Origin of the sequence: Kribbella sp. NBC_00662 (genome assembly GCF_041430295.1) — a bacterium.
In the GTDB taxonomy this organism is placed as follows: domain Bacteria; phylum Actinomycetota; class Actinomycetes; order Propionibacteriales; family Kribbellaceae; genus Kribbella.
The window spans coordinates 1,495,598-1,515,569 of record NZ_CP109029.1; the positions used below are offsets into that span (position 1 = coordinate 1,495,598).

Genomic DNA, 19,972 nt, shown 5'->3' on the forward strand with positions numbered 1-19,972 from the left:
GCATCTAAGCGGTCGCCTCGGTGGACGGCGCCGCCGCCGTGGCCGGCGCACCGGCGGCTCGCCGCGCGGCTATACCCGCCACCGCCAGCAGTGCCAGCGCGTTCGCACCGTGCAGCGCGCCGATCACCGGCGCGGCGAATGCCGCGAAGGCGAAGGCGATCTGCAGCGCGACCAGGCCGAACACGTACAACGCCCATTTGACGCCGCCGTCGACCTTCGCGAAGAACGAGACGATCAGCAGCAGGATCGCGAGCAGCGGGATGATCATCGACCCGACGATGCCGTGCAGGCTGTGGCCCCAGTTGCCGTCGTAGTTCTTGTCGATCACCAGACCGTCGTCGACATCCTTCAACGCGGTGAACCAGCCGACCGCGATGGCCATCGCCTGAACCAGAACGCCGATCGATATGAGACCCGCGAGTACCCGACAAGTAGCTCTCATGGTTTCCCCCCATTGTGGCTGTCCTCATGGTGATGCAGATCACCTCAAGGGCACAAGAGGTTAAAACCTCAGCCGTGATTGCGGGCGTACGCCTGGTACAGACCGTGCAACGTCAGCAACGGTTCGTCGCGGATCTCCGTCGTCAACTGGCCGATCAGGAGCGGAGCCAACGCGCCGGTGAGGACGACGGGACTGTCCGCGTTCAGAGACTGCTCGGTCCGGATCCGCGCGACCAGGCCGTCGACCAGGGCGGCGAAACCGTTGATCGCACCGGACTGCAGGGCCTCGACGGTGTTCTTCGCGACCACCGACCGCGGCCGGACCAGCTCGACCCGGCGCAGCTGCGCGGCGGCGTACCCGAGCGCGTCGGTCGCGGTTTCGATGCCTGGGGCAATCACTCCGCCGACGAAGGCGCCGGCCGGGTTGACAACGTCGATCGTGATCGCCGTACCGACGTCGACGATCAGGCAGGGCGCGCCGTACTTGTGCACCGCGGCGAGCGCGTTCGCGATCCGGTCGGTGCCGACCTCACGCGGGTTGTCGACGAGCACCGGCAGCCCGGTCTTCACCCCCGGCTCGACGACGACGCTCGACACGTCGTGGTAGTAGCGCGAGACCACGTCCCGCAGCTCGTGCAGCACATGCGGTACGGCGGAGCACACGGCGATCCCGGAGACCGGCGACTCACCGGCCAGCAGGCCCTGCAGCAGCACGGCCCACTCGTCCGCCGTACGCCGTGGGTCCGTGCCGACCCACCAATGCCGCTTGACCGTACCCTCGAACACCAGGCCGACCAGCGTCCTGGTGTTCTCGACGGCGACGGCTAGCAACATGTCAGCCTTCTCGCAGATCCAGGGCGATGTCGAGCACCGGCGCCGAATGCGTCAGCGCACCGACCGCGAGGAAGTCGACCCCGGTCTCGGCGACCGCGTGAGCCTGCGCGAGGGTCAGTCCGCCCGAGGCCTCCAGGCGCGCCCGGCCGCCGACCTTCTCGACCGCCTCGCGCAGCTGCGGGACGTCCATGTTGTCGAGCAGGATCAGCTCGGCGCCCGATTCGACCGCGATCAGCGCGTCGTCGACCGAGTCGACCTCGACCTCGATCGAGATGTCCGGGTAGGCCTTACGCACCAGCCGGTACGCCTCCGCGACGCCACCGGCGGCGATCACGTGGTTGTCCTTGATCAGCGCGGCGTCGGACAGCCCCATCCGGTGGTTCTTCCCGCCACCGCAGCGGACGGCGTACTTCTCCAGGGACCGGAGCAGCGGCATGGTCTTGCGGGTGTCGCGGATGATCGCGCCGGTGCCCGCGACCGCGTCCACCCAGCGCCGGGTCAGGGTTGCGACACCGCTCAGGTGGCAGAGCAGGTTCAGCGTGGTGCGCTCGGCGGTGAGCAGCTGCCGGGTCTTGCCGCGGACCGTCATCAGGACGGCGCCGGCCTCGACGGACGCGCCGTCACGAACGGAGTACTCGATCTCGAGCTCGTCCGGTGCGGCGACCAGCCGCAGTACGAGCTCCGCGATCTCCAACCCGGCCACCACGCCGTCGGCGCGGGCCACCAGCTCGGCGACCGAGATCTGGTCCGGGTCGACGGTGGCCGTCGTGGTCACGTCGACTCCCCCGGCCAGGTCTTCCTCGATGGTTGCCCGCACGAGGTCAACGACCCACTCCCGGTCGACTGTCTCATCCATGCCGGTGATTCTCCTCGGAAACGTGGGGAACGAACGTGGCCTGCGGCACAGCCCGCTCGGCCACGGCAGGCAGCGTCAGGTCCAGACTGCCGGACCAGTGCAGATCATCCCGATCCGGGTGGTCCTCGCGCCAGTGCGCGCCACGGCTTTCTTCGCGAGCGGTCGCGGCGGCGAGCAGCGCGGAGGCGACCGTGACCAGGTTGGTCGCCTCCCATCCCGGCGTACCGGGCTCGCCGGCCGGCTGCTCGATCAGCTTGCCGATCGTCGCACCCGCCTCGGACAGACCGGCCGCACTCCGGATCACGCCGGCGCCGACGGTCATCGCCCGCTGCAGCTCGGGTACGACGTCCGCGTCGACGAGGCCCGGCGTACGGACGTCGACGGCCGGTTCGCGCCGCTCGGGCAGACCTTCCGCGAGATGGGCGGCGATCCGGCGGGCGAAGACGAGCCCTTCGAGCAACGAGTTCGACGCGAGCCGGTTCGCACCGTGTACGCCGGTGCAGGCGACCTCACCGCACGCGTACAGACCGGGCACCGAGGTCTGACCGTCGAGGTCGGTCCGCACGCCGCCGGACGAGTAGTGGCAGGCCGGCGCGACCGGGATGAGCTCGCGGACCGGATCGATACCGTGCGATCGGCAGGACGCCAGGATGGTCGGGAACCGCACCCGCCACTTCTCGTCGCCGAAGTGCCGGGCATCGAGGTAGACATGATCTTTGCCGGTGGCAAGCATCTGCCGCATGATCGCCTTCGCCACGATGTCCCGCGGCGCCAGGTCGGCGAGCTCGTGCTGACCCTGCATGAACCGTTTGCCGGTATGGTCGACGAGGAACGCGCCTTCGCCGCGGACGGCCTCGGAGACCAACGGCTGTTGGCCTTTCGCGCTCTTGCCCAGCCAGAGCACGGTCGGATGGAACTGGACGAACTCCAGGTCCCGCACCTTCGCACCGGCCCGCAACGCCAGCGCCATGCCGTCTCCGGTGGACACGCTCGGGTTGGTCGTTGCCGCATACAACTGTCCGAGACCACCGGAGGCCAGCACGACGGCCCGGGCACGGATCGCGCCGACACCGTCCAACTGCCCCTCGCCCATCACGTGCAAGGTGACACCGGCGACGGCGCCGTCCTCGGCCGTGAGCAGGTCGAGAACCAGCGCGTGCTCGATCAGCCGGATGTCCTTGGACCGCTTGACCGCGGCGACCAGGGCGCGCTCGATCTCGGCGCCGGTCGCGTCGCCGCCGGCGTGCGCGATGCGGTTGCGGTGGTGCCCGCCTTCACGCCCCAGCGAGATCTCGCCGTCGGCCATCGTGTCGAACCGCGCGCCCAGCTCGATCAGGTCGCGGACCGCGTCGGGGCCTTCGGTGACGAGCACACGGACGGCCTCCGGATCGCTGAGCCCGGCGCCTGCGACCAGCGTGTCCTGCAGGTGTTCCTCGGGCGAGTCCTCCGGGTCGAGCGCGGCAGCGATGCCACCCTGCGCCCACTGCGTGGAGCCGGACGCGACGACGTCCTTGGTCACCACCAGGACGGTGCCCAACTCGCGAGCCTTCAGCGCAGCAGACAGTCCGGCAACACCGGAACCGATCACCACCACGTCAACTGAGTCGGTCCAGCCGGGTTCAGGCGCGGCCAACCGTTGCGGGACTGCGGGTGCGGTCATCCGGCGACCGTATCAACGGATTTCATCGAAGGGTGATGGAAATGTTGTCAATGAGACGGGTCAGACCGACTCGGGCGGCGATCAGCATCCGGGCCTCGCCGGGACCGATGACCGGGCCCAGATCGGGCGCGCGAAGGGCCAGATAGTCGATCTTCACCGACGGAACGGCCTCCAACTCGGCCTGGGCCGCGCTCATCACCGCGTCCGGACCGTTCATCCCGGCCTTCGCGCCGGCGCTCAGCGCGCGGTACAGCACCAGGGCCTCGTCACGCTCGGTCTCGCTGAGGTACCGGTTGCGTGAGGACATCGCGAGCCCGTCCGGCTCGCGTACGGTCGGCACCGGCACGATGTCGACGTCCATGTCCAGGTCACAGACCATCTCGCGGATCAGCGTCAGCTGCTGGTAGTCCTTCTCGCCGAACAGCGCCAGATCGGGCGCGGTCAGATGCAGCAGCTTCGACACCACGGTCAGGACGCCGGAGAAGTGCCCGGGCCGGAACACCCCTTCGAGCTCGTCCGCCAACGGTCCCGGGTGCACGGTGATCGACGGCTCGTTCGGGTACAGCTCGTCGCGCGACGGGTTGAAGACCAGGTCGACGCCCTCGTTCTTCGCGATCGCCAGGTCGCTGGCCAGCGTCCGCGGATACCGGTCGAAGTCCTCCGACGGGCCGAATTGCAAGGGGTTCACGAAGATCGTCAGTACGACGCTGCCGTCCGGCCCGACCCGCTCGCGGGCCTCCGCCAGCAACGCGGCATGGCCTTCGTGCAGGGCCCCCATCGTCATCACAACCGCCCGGGGCCGGATCGCGGCCGCTGCTCGCAGTTCGGCCTTGGTCTGGGTGAGTCTCATCCCGGTGTCTCCCCTGTCCGATCCTGCCCTGGGACTCCTGCCCGGTGCCCGTCCAGCACCTCGATGAACCGGCGGGCCGTCTCCGCGTCCAGCCGCCCGTCCGCTACCGCCATCTCCACCGTCGCGCGGGCCAGCTCGGCGTACGTCGTCGCCGTCCGGTCCCGCGGTACCTGTCGTCCCTGTAGTCCCTGTAGTCCCTGTAGCGCTGTCAGATGTGCTGCCACCGTGTCGACATCGCCGCGGGCGATCGGCCCGGTGAGCGCATGATGACCGGATCGCAGCGTGTTGTCGAGGGTTGCGGCCAGCAACGGCCGCAGTGTCGCCACCGGATCCGCGACGCCGGCCTCCCGCAGTACGCCGAGCGCCTGGGAGACCAACGTGGTCAAGTGGTTCGCGCCGTGCGCGAGACCGGCGTGGTACATCGCCCGTTGCTCGTCGGCCACCCACTGCACCTGTGCACCGAGCGATTTCACCAGTCCCTCGACCACCGACCGAGCCGCGTCCGGAGCGGTCGCGGTGAACATGACGTCGTCCAGCTGCACCGCACCGCCCGGGAATGTCATCGAGGGATGCAGCGCGACCGGTGTCGCGGCCAGCCCTTCGAACGGGCTCAGCCCGTGCGCGCCGGACAGGTGCACGATGTACTGCGCATCCGTCAACGGCAGCGTCTGCGCCACCTCACGAATGAGGTCATCCGGTACGGCGACCAGTACGACGTCAGCGAGCGCCGTGACCTCGTCAGCGGGCAGCACCGGTACTCCGGGCAGGAGGCGGGCAGCGCGGTCCCGGGACGCGTCCGAACGCGCAGTGACTCCCACCAACCGATGTCCGGCTGCCGCCAAGGCTGCTCCCACGGCGGTCCCGGCCCGGCCGGCTCCGATCAAGCCGATCCGTTCCATCACTCACTCTCTTCTCGTTCCAGTCCCACTTCGGGGTACCAGACGATCTATTTGCCAGGGTAGGTGATGAGAGCATGTGTGGGTGAGTGATGCGTGGGCGGCGCGGACTGGATTGACCGCGATTCTGATCACAGTCCCTGAGCTGGCGGCGTACACCGACCGTTGGCGTTCGATGTCACGGTCGACCGCGAGACCACAGGTCCCGTTGACCGAGCTGATCCCACCGCACGTGACCGTGCTGGTCCCCTGGGTTGCGGAGCCCACGGACGCCGATGTCGCGCGCCTACGGGCGGCTGTCTCGTCCATCCAGCCTTTCGAGCTCAGCTTCCCGACCGCAGGTCAGTTCCCGAACGGTACGGCCTGGCTCAGGCCTGAACCGTTCGACACCGTCCGCTCGCTGCTCCACAGGGTGTTCGCGGCCTTCCCCGAGTGCCCGCCGTACGGCGGTGAGTTCCCGGACGCGCATCCGCACCTGACCATCTCGTCGTCCACGCAGGGCGGTCCGACCGTCGTAGCCGAGGCGAACGCCGCCCTGGCCGCGACGCCGGCCCCGACAGTGCAGCTGACCGAGCTCGGGTTGTGGCGCGAGGACGCGGACGGAGCGTGGCACCAGTTCGGCGCCGTACCGCTCGGATGACCTTCCGAGACGCGTGGCAGCAGGCACTGTACGGCGACGACGGCTTCTATCGCCGTCAGCGTCCATCGGAGCATTTCCGTACGTCGGTCCACGCGTCACCGCTCTTCGGACAGGCCATCGCCCGCCTCGCCCGCCTTCTCGAGCTGTCCACCGTCGTCGACATCGGCGCTGGTCGTGGGGAGCTGGGCAAGGTGCTACGAGCTGAAGCGCTATCGGTTGTGGACGTCGAGCTGGACGACGAACTCCCCGAGCATCTGACCGGACTGGTGATCGCGAACGAGTGGCTCGACAACATCCCGTGCGAGCTCGTCGAGTGGGACGACGAAGGCGTACCGCGGTACCTGTCGGCCGACCTCACTCCAGGTGATGTTGTCGAGGGCAACGATTTCGCCTGGCTCCGGGAGTGGTGGCCCGGCGAGCCCGGCGACCGCGCCGAGGTCGGCATCACCCGCGACGCGGCCTGGCAGGACGTGGTTCGACGGCTGACCGACGACGCGGTGGCGATCGCCATCGACTACGGCCACGTCCGCAGGAGCAGGCCGCCGTACGGGACCCTCACCGGCTTCCGCAACGGCCGCGAGTGCGAACCGACACCCGACGGCACCTGCGACATCACCGCCCACGTGGCGCTGGACTCCCTCGGCGGCACCATCGTGAGCCAGCGCGACGCCCTAAGGGTTTTGGGCGTCAGCGCAACCAGGCCACCTCTCGACCTGGCCCAGACAGAGCCCATGCGCTACCTCTCCGAGTTGTCGTCGGCCGGTGAGGCTGCCGAGCTGCTCGATCCCTCCGGCCTCGGTGGGTTCGGCTGGGTCTGGACCGCGAGCGGCGCCGACGCCGTACGCCGTGCCTCGCGCGCTCTGTCCGCCTGAGCCTGCACCAGCGCCGCCGCCTCGACCTGGTCGCGGTGCAACGCAACAGCGTCCGTCGGCCCGAGCGGAGTGTCCACATGCACGTTGGCCAGCCCCAGCCGCCGCTGCAGCGGCCCCTGCTCCATCCGCACCGATTGCGTCTTGTGGTGCAGCACGATCGACGTACGGCGGCTCACCCAGCCGCGCGTGGTGACCATCACCTGGTCGTCGACGCCGTACGAGAGGTAGCGCCAGCCGACCGGGCGGAGCCACTTGGCCCGCTCCGGGGCGACGTGCATCTGGATGCTGGCCAGGTCGAACCCGGGCAGCACGCGGGAGAGCACGTAGGCGACCTCGCTGCGCTCGCCTACCGGTAGCAGCTGCGCACCCTCTCGCTCGTCGTCCCCGTCCTCCTTCTGACCAGCCACACCGGCGATGTCCAACTCGACCCGGGACCAGCCGATCAGCCGCCAGATCAGCGGCTCGGTGATCAGCAGACCCTGCACCCGGCCCGGTGGGATCGTCTGCCGCTGTACGTCGAACAGCCCGCGCTTGGTCCGCAGACCGTGGCTGGTCTCGGCCAGCGTGAACCCGTGGTTGCCGACGACCTGCTTCCAGATCGGCTGCACCACACCGAGCAGCAGCGGCAGACCGGCGAACAGACCGACGTGGAAGTTCAGCACCATGGTCGCGACGATCAGCCAGATCAACGCACCAGCGGTACCGACGACGGTGGACGACAGCAGGGTCGCACCGAGCAGGCGGCTGGTCGGGACCGTCAACAGCGGCGGAGCCTCCGCCTCGGCCTGCTGCTCGTACTCCTGCTGCTCAGCCGCCTGCTCGCCCTTCGCACGGACCAGCAGCGTCGTACGGAGCTGCTGTGCCTCGTCGTACCTGAAGTAGCTCAGCTTGCCGTCGCTCTTGCCGCCACCGGCCACGTCCATCCGCAGCTCGGCCATGCCGAACAGCCGGGCCACGAACGGCTGGGCGACGTCGATCGCCTGGATCCGGTCGAACCGGATGATCCTCGTCCGCCGGAACAGGAACCCGCTGTCCACGCGGACCGCATCCCCGGTCAGCTGCCACTTGGTGAACCACCAGGACAATGCGCCGAGCAGGATGCCTCCGACGAGAACGACGGCCAGTCCGATACCGGCGAACGTCAGGTTCTGCCGCAAGCCCTCGTTGTTGACCAGGGCGACGGCGGCGACGACGAAGTACCCCCAGCCTTTGACGAACGGGGTCAGTGGGTGGAGCCGCTGCCCCACGACCTCTGCGGTCTGCTGGGCCTGGTCGGTCACAGGCCCCACGCCTGCGCCTGGCCGAGGGCGGACAGCCGGTCACGCAGTCGGCCTGCCTCATCCGGATGCAGTCCCGGGATCTTGGCGTCGGTCGCCGGGGTGGCGGTGTGCAGCTCGACGGTGGCCAACCCGTACGCGCGCTGCAGCGGCCCGGCCGTCACGTCGACGAACTGCATCCGGCCGTACGGTACGACGACCAGCTCGCGGAACATGATCCCGTGGCTGACCAGCAGCTCGTCCTCGCGCTCGGCGTACCTCCAGGACCGCTGGTTGCGGCCGATCAGGACCCACGCCCAGACGAGTGCGAGCGCGATCACGACCACCGCGAGTACGCCGTACAGCCAGCTGAGTGTCAGCCCGAGCACGAGCAACGCCACGATCGCGACCAGCCCCGCCACGATCGACGCGTTCAGCCGGCGCAGCGTGGCCAGCTTGGGCGAGACCGGCGTCCAGCTGACATCCGAGGGTGCGAAGAGGTCATCCACACTCCCAGCCTGTCACGATAGGGGGCATGAGTACCGAAAGAGTCGTTGGAGTCGGGGCGGGAGCCGCCGGATTCGACCCTGCCTACGAGCGGGGCGGGACCGGGAGCGGCTCGGAGCTGGCGACGACCGACATGGTGCTCAACATCGGTCCGCAGCACCCGGCGACCCACGGCGTACTGCGACTGCGGCTGACGCTGGACGGCGAGCGGATCGTCGGCTGCGAGCCGATCATCGGCTACATGCACCGCGGCGCCGAGAAGCTGTTCGAGGTCCGCGACTACCGGCAGATCATCGTGCTGGCGAACCGCCACGACTGGCTGTCGGCGTTCGCCAACGAGCTCGGCGTCGTCATCGCGGTCGAGCGGATGATGGGACTCGAAGTACCGGACCGGGCGGTCTGGCTGCGCACCCTGCTGGCCGAGCTGAACCGGGTGCTGAACCACCTGATGTTCCTCGGCTCGTATCCGCTGGAGCTCGGCGCGATCACGCCGGTGTTCTACGCGTTCCGCGAGCGCGAGACGATCCAGGCGGTGATGGAGGAGCTGTCCGGCGGCCGGATGCACTACATGTTCAACCGGGTCGGCGGCCTCAAGGAGGACCTGCCGTACGGCTGGCTCGGCCGTGCGGCCGCCGCCTCCGCCGCGGTCCGCAAGCGCCTGCCCGACATCGAGGACATCATCCTCGGCAACGAGATCTTCCGGGCCCGCACGATCGGCGTCGGCAAGCTCGCCCCCGAGCTCGTCGCGCAGTACGGCGTCTCCGGCCCGATCGCCCGCGCGTCCGGGGTGGACGCGGACCTCCGCCGCGACGAGCCCTACCTGGCGTACGGCGAACTGCAGGACGTACTCCGCGTCGTTACCCGCCCCGAAGGCGACTGCTACGCCCGCTTCTCCGTACTGCTCGAGCAGGTGAAGGTCTCGCTCGACCTGGTCGACGCCTGCCTCGACAAGCTGAACACGCTGCCGGCCGGACCGGTCAACGTCCGGCTGCCGAAGATCCTCAAGGTCCCCGAGGGCCAGACCTACGTCTGGACCGAGAGCCCGCTCGGCATCAACGGCTACTACCTGGTCTCGCGCGGCGACAAGACGCCCTGGCGGCTGAAGCTCCGCTCGGCCAGCTTCAACAACATCTCCGCGCTGCCGGCGTTGCTGCCCGGCACGATGATCCCGGACATGATCGCGATCCTCGGCAGCATGTTCTTCGTCGTCGGCGACATCGACAAGTAGTCAGAACTCGCGACCCGCGACCGGCGGACGGTGTGCGGCCGCGATCAGCTGCACGAGCTTGGCCACCGGCAGCGGCTTCCCCGGATCGGCCTGCCCGGCGGCCCGCTGCTTCGCCGTACTCGCCTTCGAGAGGTACGGCGTGACGTACGCCGCCGTCTCCGGCTCGAACCGCCAGCTCTCACCGAGCGGACCGACATCGACCACATCGAACCCGAGTGTCTGGATCAGCGCCGTGGCTGCGGCCTTCGCGTCCGCGTCGTCGCCGGCAATCGGCAAGGCACTGCGATCCGTCGCGTCGGCAGGCCTCGCGAGCGTGACGATGTTGCGGGCGCTGATGTTGTTGAACGCCTTGACGGTGTGCGCTTCGGGCAAGTGCTCCTGGAGCAGCTGCGCCGTCGTCACCACCTCGCGGTCGAGCCGATCGATCCGGCCGTCACGATGCGGGTAGTAGTTCATCGTGTCCAGCACGACCTTGCCCGCGAACGGTTCGACCGGCAGTTCGGCGTACCGCCCGAGCGGGATGGCCACGAGGACCCAGTCGCCGGCTCGTGCGGCCTCGTCGACGGTGGCGGCCCGGACGCCGAGATCGCGGACCTTGTCGGCCAGGCTCTCGGGGCCGCGGGAGTTCGCCATCACCACGTCGATGCCCGCGTCGACCGCGAGCCACGCGACCACCGACCCGATGTTCCCGCTGCCGATGATTCCGAGAGTCGACATCGATAACCCTCAGCCCAGGAGTTCCTGGAGCGGTTCGCGGATGCCGTCGGCGACGGCGAAGACGCCGCGGGACTCCGGCGCGTGGCCGGTGCCGTCGAGATCGAGGACGGTGACGCCGGCCTCGCGGCAGATCGCCACGCCGGCCATCGTGTCCCAGGGCTTGTTGGAGAACATGATCAGCGCGTCGAAGTACCCGTTCGCGGTCCAGGTGAGCGCGGTCGCCGCCGTACCGATCATCCGCAGCCGCTGCACCCGCGGGTACAGGCGCTGGGTCAGGGCGAGTCGATCGGCATTCACCGTCTCGGCGTCGGGGCCGACGGCATAGTCGCCGACGGCAACCAATGCGTCGGTCAGGTCGGTGCACTCGCTGCCCCGGATCGTCTTCCCGTTGCAGGTGGCGCCGAGACCTTCGGCGGCGGCGTACGTCGTACCGAGTGCCGGGTGGTCGATCACGCCCGCGACGGACCGTCCTTCGTGGATGAGACCGAGCGAGATCGCCCACAGCGGTACGCCGTGGATGAAGTTGACCGTGCCGTCGACAGGGTCGAGCACCCACCGGGTCCCGTCGGTCGCGCCACCCTCCTCCTCGCCGAGCACCCCGATCTCCGGGGTCTCCCGCTCGAGGAACGCCCGCACCTCCCGCTCCACGGCGAAGTCCACCTCGGAGGCCATGTCCCGATCCCCCTTGGACGTCAACTCCCCCACCGCGCGCGTCTGCGTCACCACCCGCCCACGCGCAACAGCAGCCTCAGCAACCTTCAGCAACTTGGCAAGATCCACACCTCAGAACCTACGCGATGCCCAACTGCCGGCGTCGACGGCGCCAAGCCGCTGCCGCGGCCACACCACCGACAGCCAGCGCACCGACCGCCGCCGCCTGGCCGATCTTGATCGGGCAGCCTGAGGCGCAGTCGGGGATTGCGTACGGCTGGCCGGGGTTCAGTTCGTGGGTATCGTCGGCCGATACGTACGCCTCCGTGGCCGGGAACGGGAAGCCCTCCGGGTTCAGCAGGCGGTACCAGTACAGGTCGTCCCAGGCCTTGCGCCGGCAGGTGACGTTGACCGACGGCGACTCGTACGGCGTCGGACCCAGTTGACCGATCGGCAGATGGTCCTCGTTGTAGACCGTGACATGGCCGTTCGGATCGTTCATCGTCACAGCCGGGTAGTTCGCATCCAGCCCCATGAACGCAGTATGGGGCCAGGCTCAGGAGGCGGCCAGACCTCGGAGCTTCAGGTCCACGACGGTCGGCGCGTCGGCCTGCGAGTGCTTGTCGCCGGCGGCAACGACCGTGGCGACCTCTTCGTCGATCTTGTCCAGGCGCTGGTCGATCTTGTCCAGCCGGCGCTGCATCAGGTCGACGAACTCCGCGTTCTCGACCACGCGGGCGCTGGTGATCCGCGAGTACTCCTGCGCGACCTGTGCGCGCTCGTCGGAGTGGGCCAGCCGCTCGACCAGCAACTGATGGCGGAACAGGACAGCACCGGCGATCGCGACCAGGGCTGCACCGACCGCGGCCGCCCGGAGGATCCAGGCATTCTGCGAGAACAGCGCGACACTCACGCCCAGGCAGACAACGATCAGAGATGCGTTGGCAACGGTGAGAACGGTGGTCCTGGTTCGACGGCGGCTACCCCTTGACCCCATGGACCGACATGTTAGGGGGTCTCGTCGGGGTCCTCGGGAATGCGACACGCGCGTTCGAGCAACAATCCGGCCGTGACGACCAGCACAGAGATCACCGCCGCGGCACCGGCCATGATCACACGGTTACGAGGGCCCGAAGAACCCATCGCCTGCAGGAAGCTTAACGCGAACCCTGCGTAAACACCGGTACATAACGCGCCGACGAACGCGCTCGCCTTCCCGATCATCAGCAGGAACACCGCACGGGACGGTTCGACCCGCTCCCGGCGTACCTGGATCCGTTGATGGGTGTTGCGGGCGGCGGCGAACAGCAGCGCGGCCAGGAACGCCCAGGCGACCAGCGTCAGCCACGACACCGCCGGCGCGACCCCGCCGCCGGACTCGATCGCCTTCACCATCGTGACGCCGATCGCGACCCCGAGGACGGCGATCGCGATCAGCAGCCGGCGCGACGTCGGCCGCACCGAGCCCGGACGCGGCGGCTCGCCCTTGTCCCGGGGTGCCTGCCCCGGCTCGGTACCGCCGGACACCACTACTGCAGCTCGATGTCGAGCTTGGTCACGCCGTCGGTCCCGACCTTGGCCAGCAGCTCGGAGACCGGGCCGTGGCCCGGCAGCACGGCGTCCCGCTCGATGTCGAGCCAGGGCGCCAGCACGAACGCACGCTCGTGCGCCCGCGGGTGCGGGATCGTCAGCTCCTCGGTCTCGATCGTCTTCTGCCCGTAGGTGATCAGGTCGACGTCGAGGGTCCGCGGCGCGCCCGGCACGCTGCGCTCCCGGCCGAACGCCTGCTCGATCGCCTGGGCCCGCTCCAGCAGCAGGTCGACGTTCAGCGTCGTGTCGGCGAGCAGGACGATGTTCAGGTACGGGCCGGACTCCTCCGGACCGCCGATCGGTTGGGTCTCGTACACCGGCGAGACCTCGACCACCACGACGTCCGGGGTGTCCCGCAGCGCATCGACCGCGCCCTGCAGGTTCGCCTCACGGTCGCCGAGGTTGCTGCCGAGCGACAGGATCAGCTGGCGGATCGGCTTCAGACCACCGCTCAGGGTGTCCGCGTCGATGACGTGGGGACTAGGGGTCTCAGTCACGAGGATTCTCCGGCTCTGCGCTGCACGGTCAGGACAACGTCGTCGAACGGCACCGAGATCGGCGCCGAGGGTTTGTGGATGGTGACCGCCGTCGCTGTCACCCGCTTGTCGGCGAGGCAGAGATCGGCGATGCGCTGGGCGAGGGTCTCGATCAGGTCCACCGGGTCGGTCTCGATCGCGGTGTGCACCTGCTCGGCCACCACCCCGTAGTTCACGGTGTCGGCCAGGTCGTCGGAGGCCGCAGCGGCCCGGGTGTCCAGCTCCAGCCGGACGTCCACGACGAACTCCTGTCCGTCGGCCCGCTCGTGCTCGAACACCCCGTGGCGCCCGAAACCGCGGATGCCCCGGATCTCGATCACGTCAGAAGGGGGTACGGGACCGCTCATTCCGCCTCCTCCTGTCGGCCCCCAGACGACGACAGTACCGGGGAGGCATGGTGGATCCACAACCGCCAGCCGCCAGAAGTTCGACGGAAAACATTCGTGGCCAGCGCCTTACCACCCGCGAACCCGTCCTCGGGGGCACCTTCACCCGAGGACAGGACATTCTCCGTACACGTGACGTATGCCACGTCTTCATCTACCCGGACCTGCACATCGGTCAGGAAGAACTGGATGTACGGCGTGTTCGCGAAGATCATCGCCCACGCCCGCATCATCTCGGCGTACCCGGAGATCGCCGCGTTGCCGGGGTGGATGCAGACCGGATCCGGCTCCGGCAGCCAGACGGCCGCCATCAGGTCCAGGTCGCCGGCCTCGAACGCGTTGTAGAACGCGGTGTTCGCATTCAGTACGACGTCCTCGACGGTGGCACCGCGTGCACCATCGCCACCGGTGCCCTGCCGCGGTCCGTCGGTCATACCGTTCCCCATCTCTTCGCCACCCGGACCGCGTCCGCGTTCGGCGCCACCGCGTGCGCCCGGACACACCAGGCACCCGCTGCGGCGGCCAGGGCGGTCACGGCCACGCTCGCGTCGTCTCGTCGTACGGCCGGTCTGGGTTCACCGGTCTGCTCGTCGGCGAGCAGCCTACCGAGGAACGTCTTCCGGGACGCACCGATGAGCAACGGTCTTTCCAGTACGGCGAATTCCCGCAACCGGCGAAGAATCTCCCAGTTGTGGTTCGCGTTCTTCGCGAACCCGAGCCCCGGATCGAGCGCGACCCGGTTCAGGTCGATACCGGCCTGCCGCAGGACGTCGAGCCGCTCGCCGAGTTCGGCGATGACCTCGGCGACGACGTCGTCGTACTCGGCCCGGTTCTGCATGTCGATCGAGTGTCCGCGCCAATGCATACACAGGTACGGCGTTCCGCGCTCGGCCACCAGCGGGAGCATGTCCGGATCGGCCTGCCCGCCGGACACGTCGTTGATCATCGTGGCGCCGGCATCGAGCATCAACTCGGCGACGCTCGCCCGCATCGTGTCGACGGAGATGATCGCGCCTTCGGCCGCGAGGGTCTCGATCACCGGGAGGACGCGGCGGATCTCCTCCTCGGTCGACGGCCGGACGGCACCGGGCCGGGTCGACTCGCCGCCGACGTCCAGCAGGTCGGCGCCTTCGGCCAGCAACTCCCGCCCGTGCTTGATCGCCGCGGCCGGCTCGAACCACTCACCGCCGTCCGAGAACGAGTCCGGCGTCACGTTCACAACGCCCATGACGAGACACCGGTCGACCACCGGCAGCCCGTCCACGTGACCCCACGATCCGTTTCCCACCCACACACCGTAGTAGGCCCCTCCCCCACTCCAGCAACCAGCCGCACATTTGGCTGAGGATCGGGGCGGGACGGAGTGAGGCGGGTCGCCTGGGCTCAGTTGGCGAGGATCAGGCGTGACTCGGTGGACCGGAGAACCTCGGCGATGGGCTGCGAGTAGGACTCGTTGGTCTGGCCGGACTTCTCCAGGCACTGGCCGTTGATCAGGGCCGCGCCGCTGGTGATCCCCTGGGCGTAGTTGCCGGTCATGTTCGCGCCGCCGGAGTCGCCTGCCTCAACGCAGGCGGTGTGCTGGAACAGGCCGCGGACGATGCGGTTGTTCCCGTAGTTCACCGTGACGTTGCGCGCGACGATCCGCCCGCAGGTCCAGCCGGTGCTCTTCCCCGACTTGCACAGCGTCGACCCGACGGTGGCGTCCGCGAGCCCCTTGACCGCGACGTTGCCGGCGCCCCAGCCCTCGACGTACCCCTGCTGGTCCCAGCCCTCGATCACGCCGACCGAGCCGAAGTCGTTGCCGGGGAAGCTCGAGGTATACGTGTTCCCGAGGATGTATCCGTTCCGGGAGAACGACGGCTTGCCCGCCGTGCAGTGCCCCGCGGTCAGGAAGATCCGGGTGCCCTTGCGGGTCCGGGCGTTGAAGCCGAGCGAGCAGACGTACCCGGTGTTCTTGTCGACCTGTACGCCGCCGCGCAGGCTGAAGTCGTCCGCGGTCGGGCGGACCGTCCCGACCACCTGGCGGATCGTCACCCGCTCGCCGTTCGCCACGGCGCGGGACAGGAACCGGTTGGTGATCGAGTCGTGCGCGCCCTTCGGCACCGACACGACCACGGTCCCCGAGACGGGATCGACGTACCACGACCGCACCTTGCCGGCGCTCGATGTCATGGCCAGCTTGTTCAGCTCGCCCTGTACGGCGTTGAGCTGGCGCGCGGTGAACCGGACCAGGCGCGGGATCGCACCGATCTGGCGGACCAGCTGGGCCGTCGCGAGATCCGACACGGCGACGATCAGCTCGCCGGAGTTGTCGTAGTAGCTGCCCACCACACCTGAGTCGGACCCGAGCTGGGACTCCAGGGTCTCCGCCACCAGCGGGTCCTCGGTCTGCTTCTGGGAGCTCTTCTGGGTGGTCTTGGTCCGCGTGTCCGCGGTGGCCCAGTTCGCTGCCACCAACCCGCCGGCCGTCAGGACGACGACCCCGGCAAGTGCGGCGCCGACCCGGAAACGCCCCGACATCCTGTCCTCCTCACACCGGCACTCTGGTCCCCGTTGGCCGAGTGCCACTACGGAAAGTAAACGCTCAGCGACAGAATGTCCATAGTGCCGGACTCTCAAACTTCAACGAGAGCAGGGGGCCGGGGGCTACGGCTCAGCCGACGATCAGGCTCATCGCCTCCGCGCGGGTGACGGGATTGCGCAGCTGGCCGCGGACGGCGGAAGTGATCGTCTTGGCGCCCGGTTTCCGGACACCGCGCATGGTCATGCACAGGTGTTCGCACTCGATCACGACGATCACACCGCGCGGTTCGAGGATCTCGACCAGCGATTCGGCGACCTGAGTGGTCAACCGTTCCTGGATCTGCGGCCTTTTCGCGTACACGTCGACCAGTCGGGCGAGCTTCGACAGCCCGGTGATCCGGCCGTCGCGGCTCGGGATGTACCCGACATGCGCGACACCCGTGAACGGGACCAGGTGGTGCTCACAGAGGCTCCAGACCTCGATGTCCTTCACCAGCACCATCTCGTCGTGCTCGAGCGCGAACGTGGTCGTCAGCACGTCCTCGGCGGTCTGACCGAGTCCGGCGGTGATCTCGGCGTACGAGCGGGCCACCCGGTCCGGCGTGTCCCGCAGCCCTTCGCGGTCCGGGTCCTCCCCGATCGCGAACAGCAGCTCCCGTACGGCCCGTGCCGCCCGCTCGTGATCGAAATTCGGTGAGGTCATCCGGCCACTGTAAACAGCAGCGCCGCCACCCGACGGGTGGCGGCGCTGCAGTTGTTGTTACTGCTTGTTCGGCGGGGTCGGCCCGCTGCCGTAGTCCGTCGGCCGGATGGCCTCGTCCGGACCGACCGAGCCGCCCGGCAGCACGTCGTGCAGCGAGCCGTTCTGCTCGGCGCGACCGTTGCTGTTGGTCGGCATCACCGGCGGCTGGTCCGACGGCACCCGGGTGGACGAGCCGGTCCAGGCCGGCCGCCGCTCCCGCATGATCACCGGCTCGAAGATCCGGGCGATCTGGTGCTTGTCCAGCGTCTCCTTCTCGAGCAGCTCCTCGACCAGGTGGTCCAGGACCGCGCGGTTCTCGACCAGGATGTCGAAGGCCTCCTGGTGCGCGTTCAGGATCAGCTTGCCGACCTCCTCGTCGACCGCGGCCGCGATCTCCTCGGAGTAGTTCCGCTGGCTGCCGAAGTCGCGGCCCAGGAACGGCTCGCTGCTGTCCTGGCCGAACTTGATCGCGCCCAGCCGCTCGGTCATGCCGTACTGCGTGACCATGGCCCGGGCCAGCGCCGACGCCTTCTCGATGTCGTTGCTCGCGCCGGTGGTGGGGTCGTGGAAGACCATCTCCTCCGCTGCTCGGCCACCGAGCATGTAGGCCAGCTTGTCGAGCATCTCCGACCGGGTGGTCGAGTACTTGTCCTCGTCCGGCATCACCATCGTGTAGCCCAGCGCGCGGCCGCGCGGCAGGATCGTCACCTTCTGGACCGGGTCGGAGTGCGGCAGGGCCGCGGCGACCAGCGCGTGTCCACCTTCGTGGTACGCGGTGAGCACCTTCTCCTTGTCCGACATCAGGCGGGTCCGGCGCTGCGGGCCGGCGATCACGCGGTCGATGGCCTCGTCCAGCGCGCGGTTGTCGATGACCTGCGCGTTCGACCGGGCGGTCAGCAGGGCCGCCTCGTTCAGCACGTTGGCCAGGTCGGCGCCGGTCATACCCGGAGTACGGCGGGCGACCGCGGTCAGGTCGACGTCCGGCGCCATCGGCTTGCCACGGGAGTGGACCTTGAGGATCTGCGTGCGGCCTGGCAGGTCCGGCGCGTCGACGGCGATCTGCCGGTCGAACCGGCCCGGGCGCAGCAGCGCCGGGTCGAGCACGTCGGGCCGGTTGGTGGCCGCGATCAGGATCACACCGCCGCGGACGTCGAAGCCGTCCATCTCGACCAGCAACTGGTTCAGCGTCTGCTCGCGCTCGTCGTGACCGCCGCCGAGGCCCGCACCACGGTGCCGGCCGACGGCGTCGATCTCGTCGATGAACACGATCGCCGGGGCGTTCGTCTTGGCCTGCTCGAACAGGTCGCGGACGCGGGAGGCGCCGACACCGACGAACATCTCGACGAAGTCCGAACCGGAGATCGAGTAGAACGGCACGCCCGCCTCGCCGGCGACCGCGCGGGCCAGCAGCGTCTTACCCGTACCGGGCTGGCCGTAGAGCAGCACGCCCTTCGGGATCTTCGCGCCGACCGCCTGGAACTTGCCGGGCTCCTGCAGGAACTCCTTGATCTCACCGAGCTCCTCGACCGCCTCGTCACAGCCCGCGACGTCGGCGAACGTGGTCTTCGGGGTGTCCTTGGTGATCAGCTTGGCCTTCGACTTGGCGAAGCTCATCACCCGCGAGCCGCCGCCCTGCATCGAGTTCATCAAGAAGATGAAGACCACCGCGATCAGCAGGAACGGGATCAGCGTGGAGAACACCTGGCCGATGAAGCTCGGCTTCGGGTTCTCGACGTCGTACCGCTCGATCTTGCCGTCCTGGAACAGGGACTGCAGGTCGGTGCCGAGAGTCTCGGCCTGGCCGTCGACCCAGTGCGCCCGGAGCTTGGTGCCGTCGGTCTTCTCGACCCGGATCTCCTGGTCCGGATCGATCAGCGTCACCGACTTGATCGTCTTGTCGCTCGACGACTTGGCCTGCTGGATCAGCTGCACGACCTGGCCGGTGGCCTCGGTCTTGTACCCGGTCGAGCCGGTCAGGAGCTGCCCGATCACCAGTACGCCCAGGAAGGCGACGACGATCCAGAACAGGGGTCCGCGGAAGATGCGCTTCACGTCCATGATCGAGGCCTAGGCCCCGTCCCTCCTAGCTCGGCAGGCCCGGGTATGGCGGGCTTGTGACGGTGATACCAGTCCAAGTGTCTCGTGTCGCACAAGACAACACAGCACGAGGGTCACCAAAGGACAGTACGACCTGTTGTACAGGCCGTCACCAAGTCTGCCTTGTAGGAGCGGGTCAGGAGTAGACGTGCGGGGCCAGCGTGGCCACACAGCGCAGGTTCCGGTACTTCTCGGCGTAGTCCAGACCGTAGCCGACGACGAACTCGTCCGGCAGTTCCAGGCCGACGTACTTCACCGGGACCCGCATCTTCGCCGCGTCCGGCTTCACGAACGCCGTGCACAGCTCGAGCGAGGCGGGTTTGCGTGACTCCAGGTTGCTGACCAGCCAGCTCAGCGTGAGCCCGGTGTCGATGATGTCCTCGACGATCAGCACGTGCCGGTTGGTGATGTCGGTGTCCAGGTCCTTCTGGATCCGCACCACACCCGACGACTTGGTGCCCGAGCCGTACGACGAGATGGCCATCCAGTCCATCTCCACGTGCCGGCTGAACGACCTGGCCAGGTCGGCCATCACCATCACCGCGCCGCGCAGGACACCGACCAGCAACAGGTCCTTGCCCTCGTAATCGGCCTCGATCCGCGCTGCCAGCTCCCGCAGCTTCGCGAGGATCTGGTCCTCGGTGTAATGGATCTTGGTCAGGTCCTTCTCGATGTCCGCCGCATCCACAG

At 68.6% G+C, this 19,972-nt stretch carries 23 protein-coding genes and 1 pseudogene; 3 read left to right on the top strand and 21 right to left on the bottom strand.

Annotation, left to right across the window (positions count from 1 at the left end; all coding sequences use genetic code 11):
* Positions 1-4 precede the first annotated feature (4 nt).
* The 6 genes from OHA10_RS07610 to OHA10_RS07635 all read right to left on the bottom strand — a co-directional run bounded on the left by OHA10_RS07610 (position 5) and on the right by OHA10_RS07635 (position 5,540).
* On the bottom strand, positions 5-382 hold the full coding sequence (locus OHA10_RS07610) for a hypothetical protein (protein WP_371405456.1): 378 nt from the start codon (positions 380-382) through the stop codon (positions 5-7).
* Between the two features lie 128 nt (positions 383-510).
* Positions 511-1,275 carry a type III pantothenate kinase gene (locus OHA10_RS07615; protein ID WP_371405457.1) on the bottom strand — a complete coding sequence of 255 codons (765 nt, stop codon included), beginning with the start codon at positions 1,273-1,275 and terminating at the stop codon, positions 511-513.
* 1 nt (position 1,276) lies between these two features.
* Positions 1,277-2,131 (bottom strand): carboxylating nicotinate-nucleotide diphosphorylase, encoded by an 855-nt coding sequence (nadC, locus tag OHA10_RS07620; RefSeq protein WP_371405458.1) that lies wholly within the window; start codon positions 2,129-2,131, stop codon positions 1,277-1,279.
* Positions 2,124-3,791: an L-aspartate oxidase gene (locus OHA10_RS07625; protein ID WP_371405459.1), complete on the bottom strand. Its 1,668-nt coding sequence runs from the start codon at positions 3,789-3,791 to the stop codon at positions 2,124-2,126. The genes nadC and OHA10_RS07625 overlap by 8 nt, the downstream gene beginning before the upstream one ends.
* A 22-nt stretch (positions 3,792-3,813) precedes the next feature.
* Positions 3,814-4,641: a pantoate--beta-alanine ligase gene (gene panC / locus OHA10_RS07630; protein ID WP_371405460.1), complete on the bottom strand. Its 828-nt coding sequence runs from the start codon at positions 4,639-4,641 to the stop codon at positions 3,814-3,816.
* Positions 4,638-5,540: a Rossmann-like and DUF2520 domain-containing protein gene (locus OHA10_RS07635; protein WP_371405461.1), complete on the bottom strand. Its 903-nt coding sequence runs from the start codon at positions 5,538-5,540 to the stop codon at positions 4,638-4,640. Before OHA10_RS07635 ends, panC begins: the two co-directional genes overlap by 4 nt.
* A gap of 82 nt (positions 5,541-5,622) precedes the next feature.
* Here OHA10_RS07635 and OHA10_RS07640 point away from each other — a divergent pair, with 82 nt between their 5' ends.
* Positions 5,623-6,177 (top strand): 2'-5' RNA ligase family protein, encoded by a 555-nt coding sequence (locus OHA10_RS07640; protein ID WP_371405462.1) that lies wholly within the window; start codon positions 5,623-5,625, stop codon positions 6,175-6,177.
* Positions 6,174-6,812 (top strand): annotated as a pseudogene (locus OHA10_RS07645) (SAM-dependent methyltransferase); the annotation flags it as partial. The gene OHA10_RS07640 and the pseudogene OHA10_RS07645, both read left to right, overlap by 4 nt.
* 101 nt (positions 6,813-6,913) lie before the next feature.
* Here OHA10_RS07645 and OHA10_RS07650 read toward each other — a convergent pair.
* Positions 6,914-8,338, bottom strand: coding sequence for a PH domain-containing protein (locus OHA10_RS07650; protein ID WP_371405463.1), 1,425 nt, complete (start codon positions 8,336-8,338; stop codon positions 6,914-6,916).
* Positions 8,326-8,814, bottom strand: a complete 489-nt coding sequence (locus OHA10_RS07655) for a PH domain-containing protein (RefSeq protein ID WP_371405464.1) — start codon at positions 8,812-8,814, stop codon at positions 8,326-8,328. The genes OHA10_RS07650 and OHA10_RS07655 overlap by 13 nt, the downstream gene beginning before the upstream one ends.
* 26 nt (positions 8,815-8,840) lie before the next feature.
* On the opposite strand from OHA10_RS07655, the gene OHA10_RS07660 reads away from it, so the two are divergent.
* Positions 8,841-10,040: an NADH-quinone oxidoreductase subunit D gene (locus OHA10_RS07660; RefSeq protein WP_371405465.1), complete on the top strand. Its 1,200-nt coding sequence runs from the start codon at positions 8,841-8,843 to the stop codon at positions 10,038-10,040.
* Here the strand turns inward: OHA10_RS07660 and OHA10_RS07665 are convergent, their stop codons facing one another.
* From OHA10_RS07665 to hpt, 13 genes are all read right to left on the bottom strand, one after another.
* Complete coding sequence (locus OHA10_RS07665) at positions 10,041-10,757, bottom strand: NADPH-dependent F420 reductase (RefSeq protein ID WP_371405466.1); 717 nt, start codon at positions 10,755-10,757, stop codon at positions 10,041-10,043.
* 9 nt (positions 10,758-10,766) lie between these two features.
* On the bottom strand, positions 10,767-11,537 hold the full coding sequence (locus OHA10_RS07670) for an inositol monophosphatase (protein ID WP_371405467.1): 771 nt from the start codon (positions 11,535-11,537) through the stop codon (positions 10,767-10,769).
* A 10-nt stretch (positions 11,538-11,547) separates the two neighbouring features.
* On the bottom strand, positions 11,548-11,943 hold the full coding sequence (locus OHA10_RS07675) for a hypothetical protein (protein WP_371405468.1): 396 nt from the start codon (positions 11,941-11,943) through the stop codon (positions 11,548-11,550).
* Between the two features lie 21 nt (positions 11,944-11,964).
* A complete protein-coding gene (locus OHA10_RS07680) occupies positions 11,965-12,321 on the bottom strand; it encodes a hypothetical protein (protein ID WP_233714909.1) in 357 nt (118 codons plus the stop codon).
* A gap of 95 nt (positions 12,322-12,416) precedes the next feature.
* A complete protein-coding gene (locus tag OHA10_RS07685) occupies positions 12,417-12,935 on the bottom strand; it encodes a DUF3180 domain-containing protein (protein ID WP_371405469.1) in 519 nt (172 codons plus the stop codon).
* 2 nt (positions 12,936-12,937) lie between these two features.
* Complete coding sequence (gene folK / locus OHA10_RS07690; RefSeq protein WP_371405470.1) at positions 12,938-13,495, bottom strand: 2-amino-4-hydroxy-6-hydroxymethyldihydropteridine diphosphokinase; 558 nt, start codon at positions 13,493-13,495, stop codon at positions 12,938-12,940.
* Positions 13,492-13,881: a dihydroneopterin aldolase gene (gene folB / locus OHA10_RS07695; protein WP_371405471.1), complete on the bottom strand. Its 390-nt coding sequence runs from the start codon at positions 13,879-13,881 to the stop codon at positions 13,492-13,494. Before folB ends, folK begins: the two co-directional genes overlap by 4 nt.
* Complete coding sequence (locus OHA10_RS07700) at positions 13,878-14,354, bottom strand: nuclear transport factor 2 family protein (RefSeq protein WP_350866735.1); 477 nt, start codon at positions 14,352-14,354, stop codon at positions 13,878-13,880. The genes folB and OHA10_RS07700 overlap by 4 nt, the downstream gene beginning before the upstream one ends.
* The gene (folP, locus tag OHA10_RS07705; protein ID WP_371407911.1) at positions 14,351-15,148 is read right to left on the bottom strand and encodes a dihydropteroate synthase; all 798 of its coding nucleotides are present in this window, start codon (positions 15,146-15,148) and stop codon (positions 14,351-14,353) included. The genes OHA10_RS07700 and folP overlap by 4 nt, the downstream gene beginning before the upstream one ends.
* Before the next feature lie 155 nt (positions 15,149-15,303).
* Positions 15,304-16,440 (bottom strand): S1 family peptidase, encoded by a 1,137-nt coding sequence (locus OHA10_RS07710; protein ID WP_371405472.1) that lies wholly within the window; start codon positions 16,438-16,440, stop codon positions 15,304-15,306.
* Positions 16,441-16,573: 133 nt separating this feature from the next.
* A complete protein-coding gene (folE, locus tag OHA10_RS07715; protein WP_137256467.1) occupies positions 16,574-17,146 on the bottom strand; it encodes a GTP cyclohydrolase I FolE in 573 nt (190 codons plus the stop codon).
* Between the two features lie 57 nt (positions 17,147-17,203).
* Positions 17,204-19,243 (bottom strand): ATP-dependent zinc metalloprotease FtsH, encoded by a 2,040-nt coding sequence (ftsH, locus tag OHA10_RS07720; RefSeq protein ID WP_371405473.1) that lies wholly within the window; start codon positions 19,241-19,243, stop codon positions 17,204-17,206.
* 175 nt (positions 19,244-19,418) lie between these two features.
* A complete protein-coding gene (gene hpt, locus OHA10_RS07725) occupies positions 19,419-19,970 on the bottom strand; it encodes a hypoxanthine phosphoribosyltransferase (protein ID WP_130443709.1) in 552 nt (183 codons plus the stop codon).
* Between the last annotated feature and the right edge of the window lie 2 nt (positions 19,971-19,972).

Coding starts and splice junctions, on each gene's coding strand:
- OHA10_RS07610 (WP_371405456.1), bottom strand. CDS start 382: ATGGCCATCGCGGTCGGCTGGTTCACCGCGTTGAAGGATGTCGACGAC.
- OHA10_RS07615 (WP_371405457.1), bottom strand. CDS start 1,275: ATGTTGCTAGCCGTCGCCGTCGAGAACACCAGGACGCTGGTCGGCCTG.
- nadC (WP_371405458.1), bottom strand. CDS start 2,131: ATGGATGAGACAGTCGACCGGGAGTGGGTCGTTGACCTCGTGCGGGCA.
- OHA10_RS07625 (WP_371405459.1), bottom strand. CDS start 3,791: ATGACCGCACCCGCAGTCCCGCAACGGTTGGCCGCGCCTGAACCCGGC.
- panC (WP_371405460.1), bottom strand. CDS start 4,641: ATGAGACTCACCCAGACCAAGGCCGAACTGCGAGCAGCGGCCGCGATC.
- OHA10_RS07635 (WP_371405461.1), bottom strand. CDS start 5,540: ATGGAACGGATCGGCTTGATCGGAGCCGGCCGGGCCGGGACCGCCGTG.
- OHA10_RS07660 (WP_371405465.1), top strand. CDS start 8,841: ATGAGTACCGAAAGAGTCGTTGGAGTCGGGGCGGGAGCCGCCGGATTC.
- OHA10_RS07665 (WP_371405466.1), bottom strand. CDS start 10,757: ATGTCGACTCTCGGAATCATCGGCAGCGGGAACATCGGGTCGGTGGTC.
- OHA10_RS07675 (WP_371405468.1), bottom strand. CDS start 11,943: ATGGGGCTGGATGCGAACTACCCGGCTGTGACGATGAACGATCCGAAC.
- folB (WP_371405471.1), bottom strand. CDS start 13,881: ATGAGCGGTCCCGTACCCCCTTCTGACGTGATCGAGATCCGGGGCATC.
- OHA10_RS07700 (WP_350866735.1), bottom strand. CDS start 14,354: ATGACCGACGGACCGCGGCAGGGCACCGGTGGCGATGGTGCACGCGGT.
- folP (WP_371407911.1), bottom strand. CDS start 15,148: ATGGGCGTTGTGAACGTGACGCCGGACTCGTTCTCGGACGGCGGTGAG.
- OHA10_RS07710 (WP_371405472.1), bottom strand. CDS start 16,440: ATGTCGGGGCGTTTCCGGGTCGGCGCCGCACTTGCCGGGGTCGTCGTC.
- folE (WP_137256467.1), bottom strand. CDS start 17,146: ATGACCTCACCGAATTTCGATCACGAGCGGGCGGCACGGGCCGTACGG.
- ftsH (WP_371405473.1), bottom strand. CDS start 19,243: ATGGACGTGAAGCGCATCTTCCGCGGACCCCTGTTCTGGATCGTCGTC.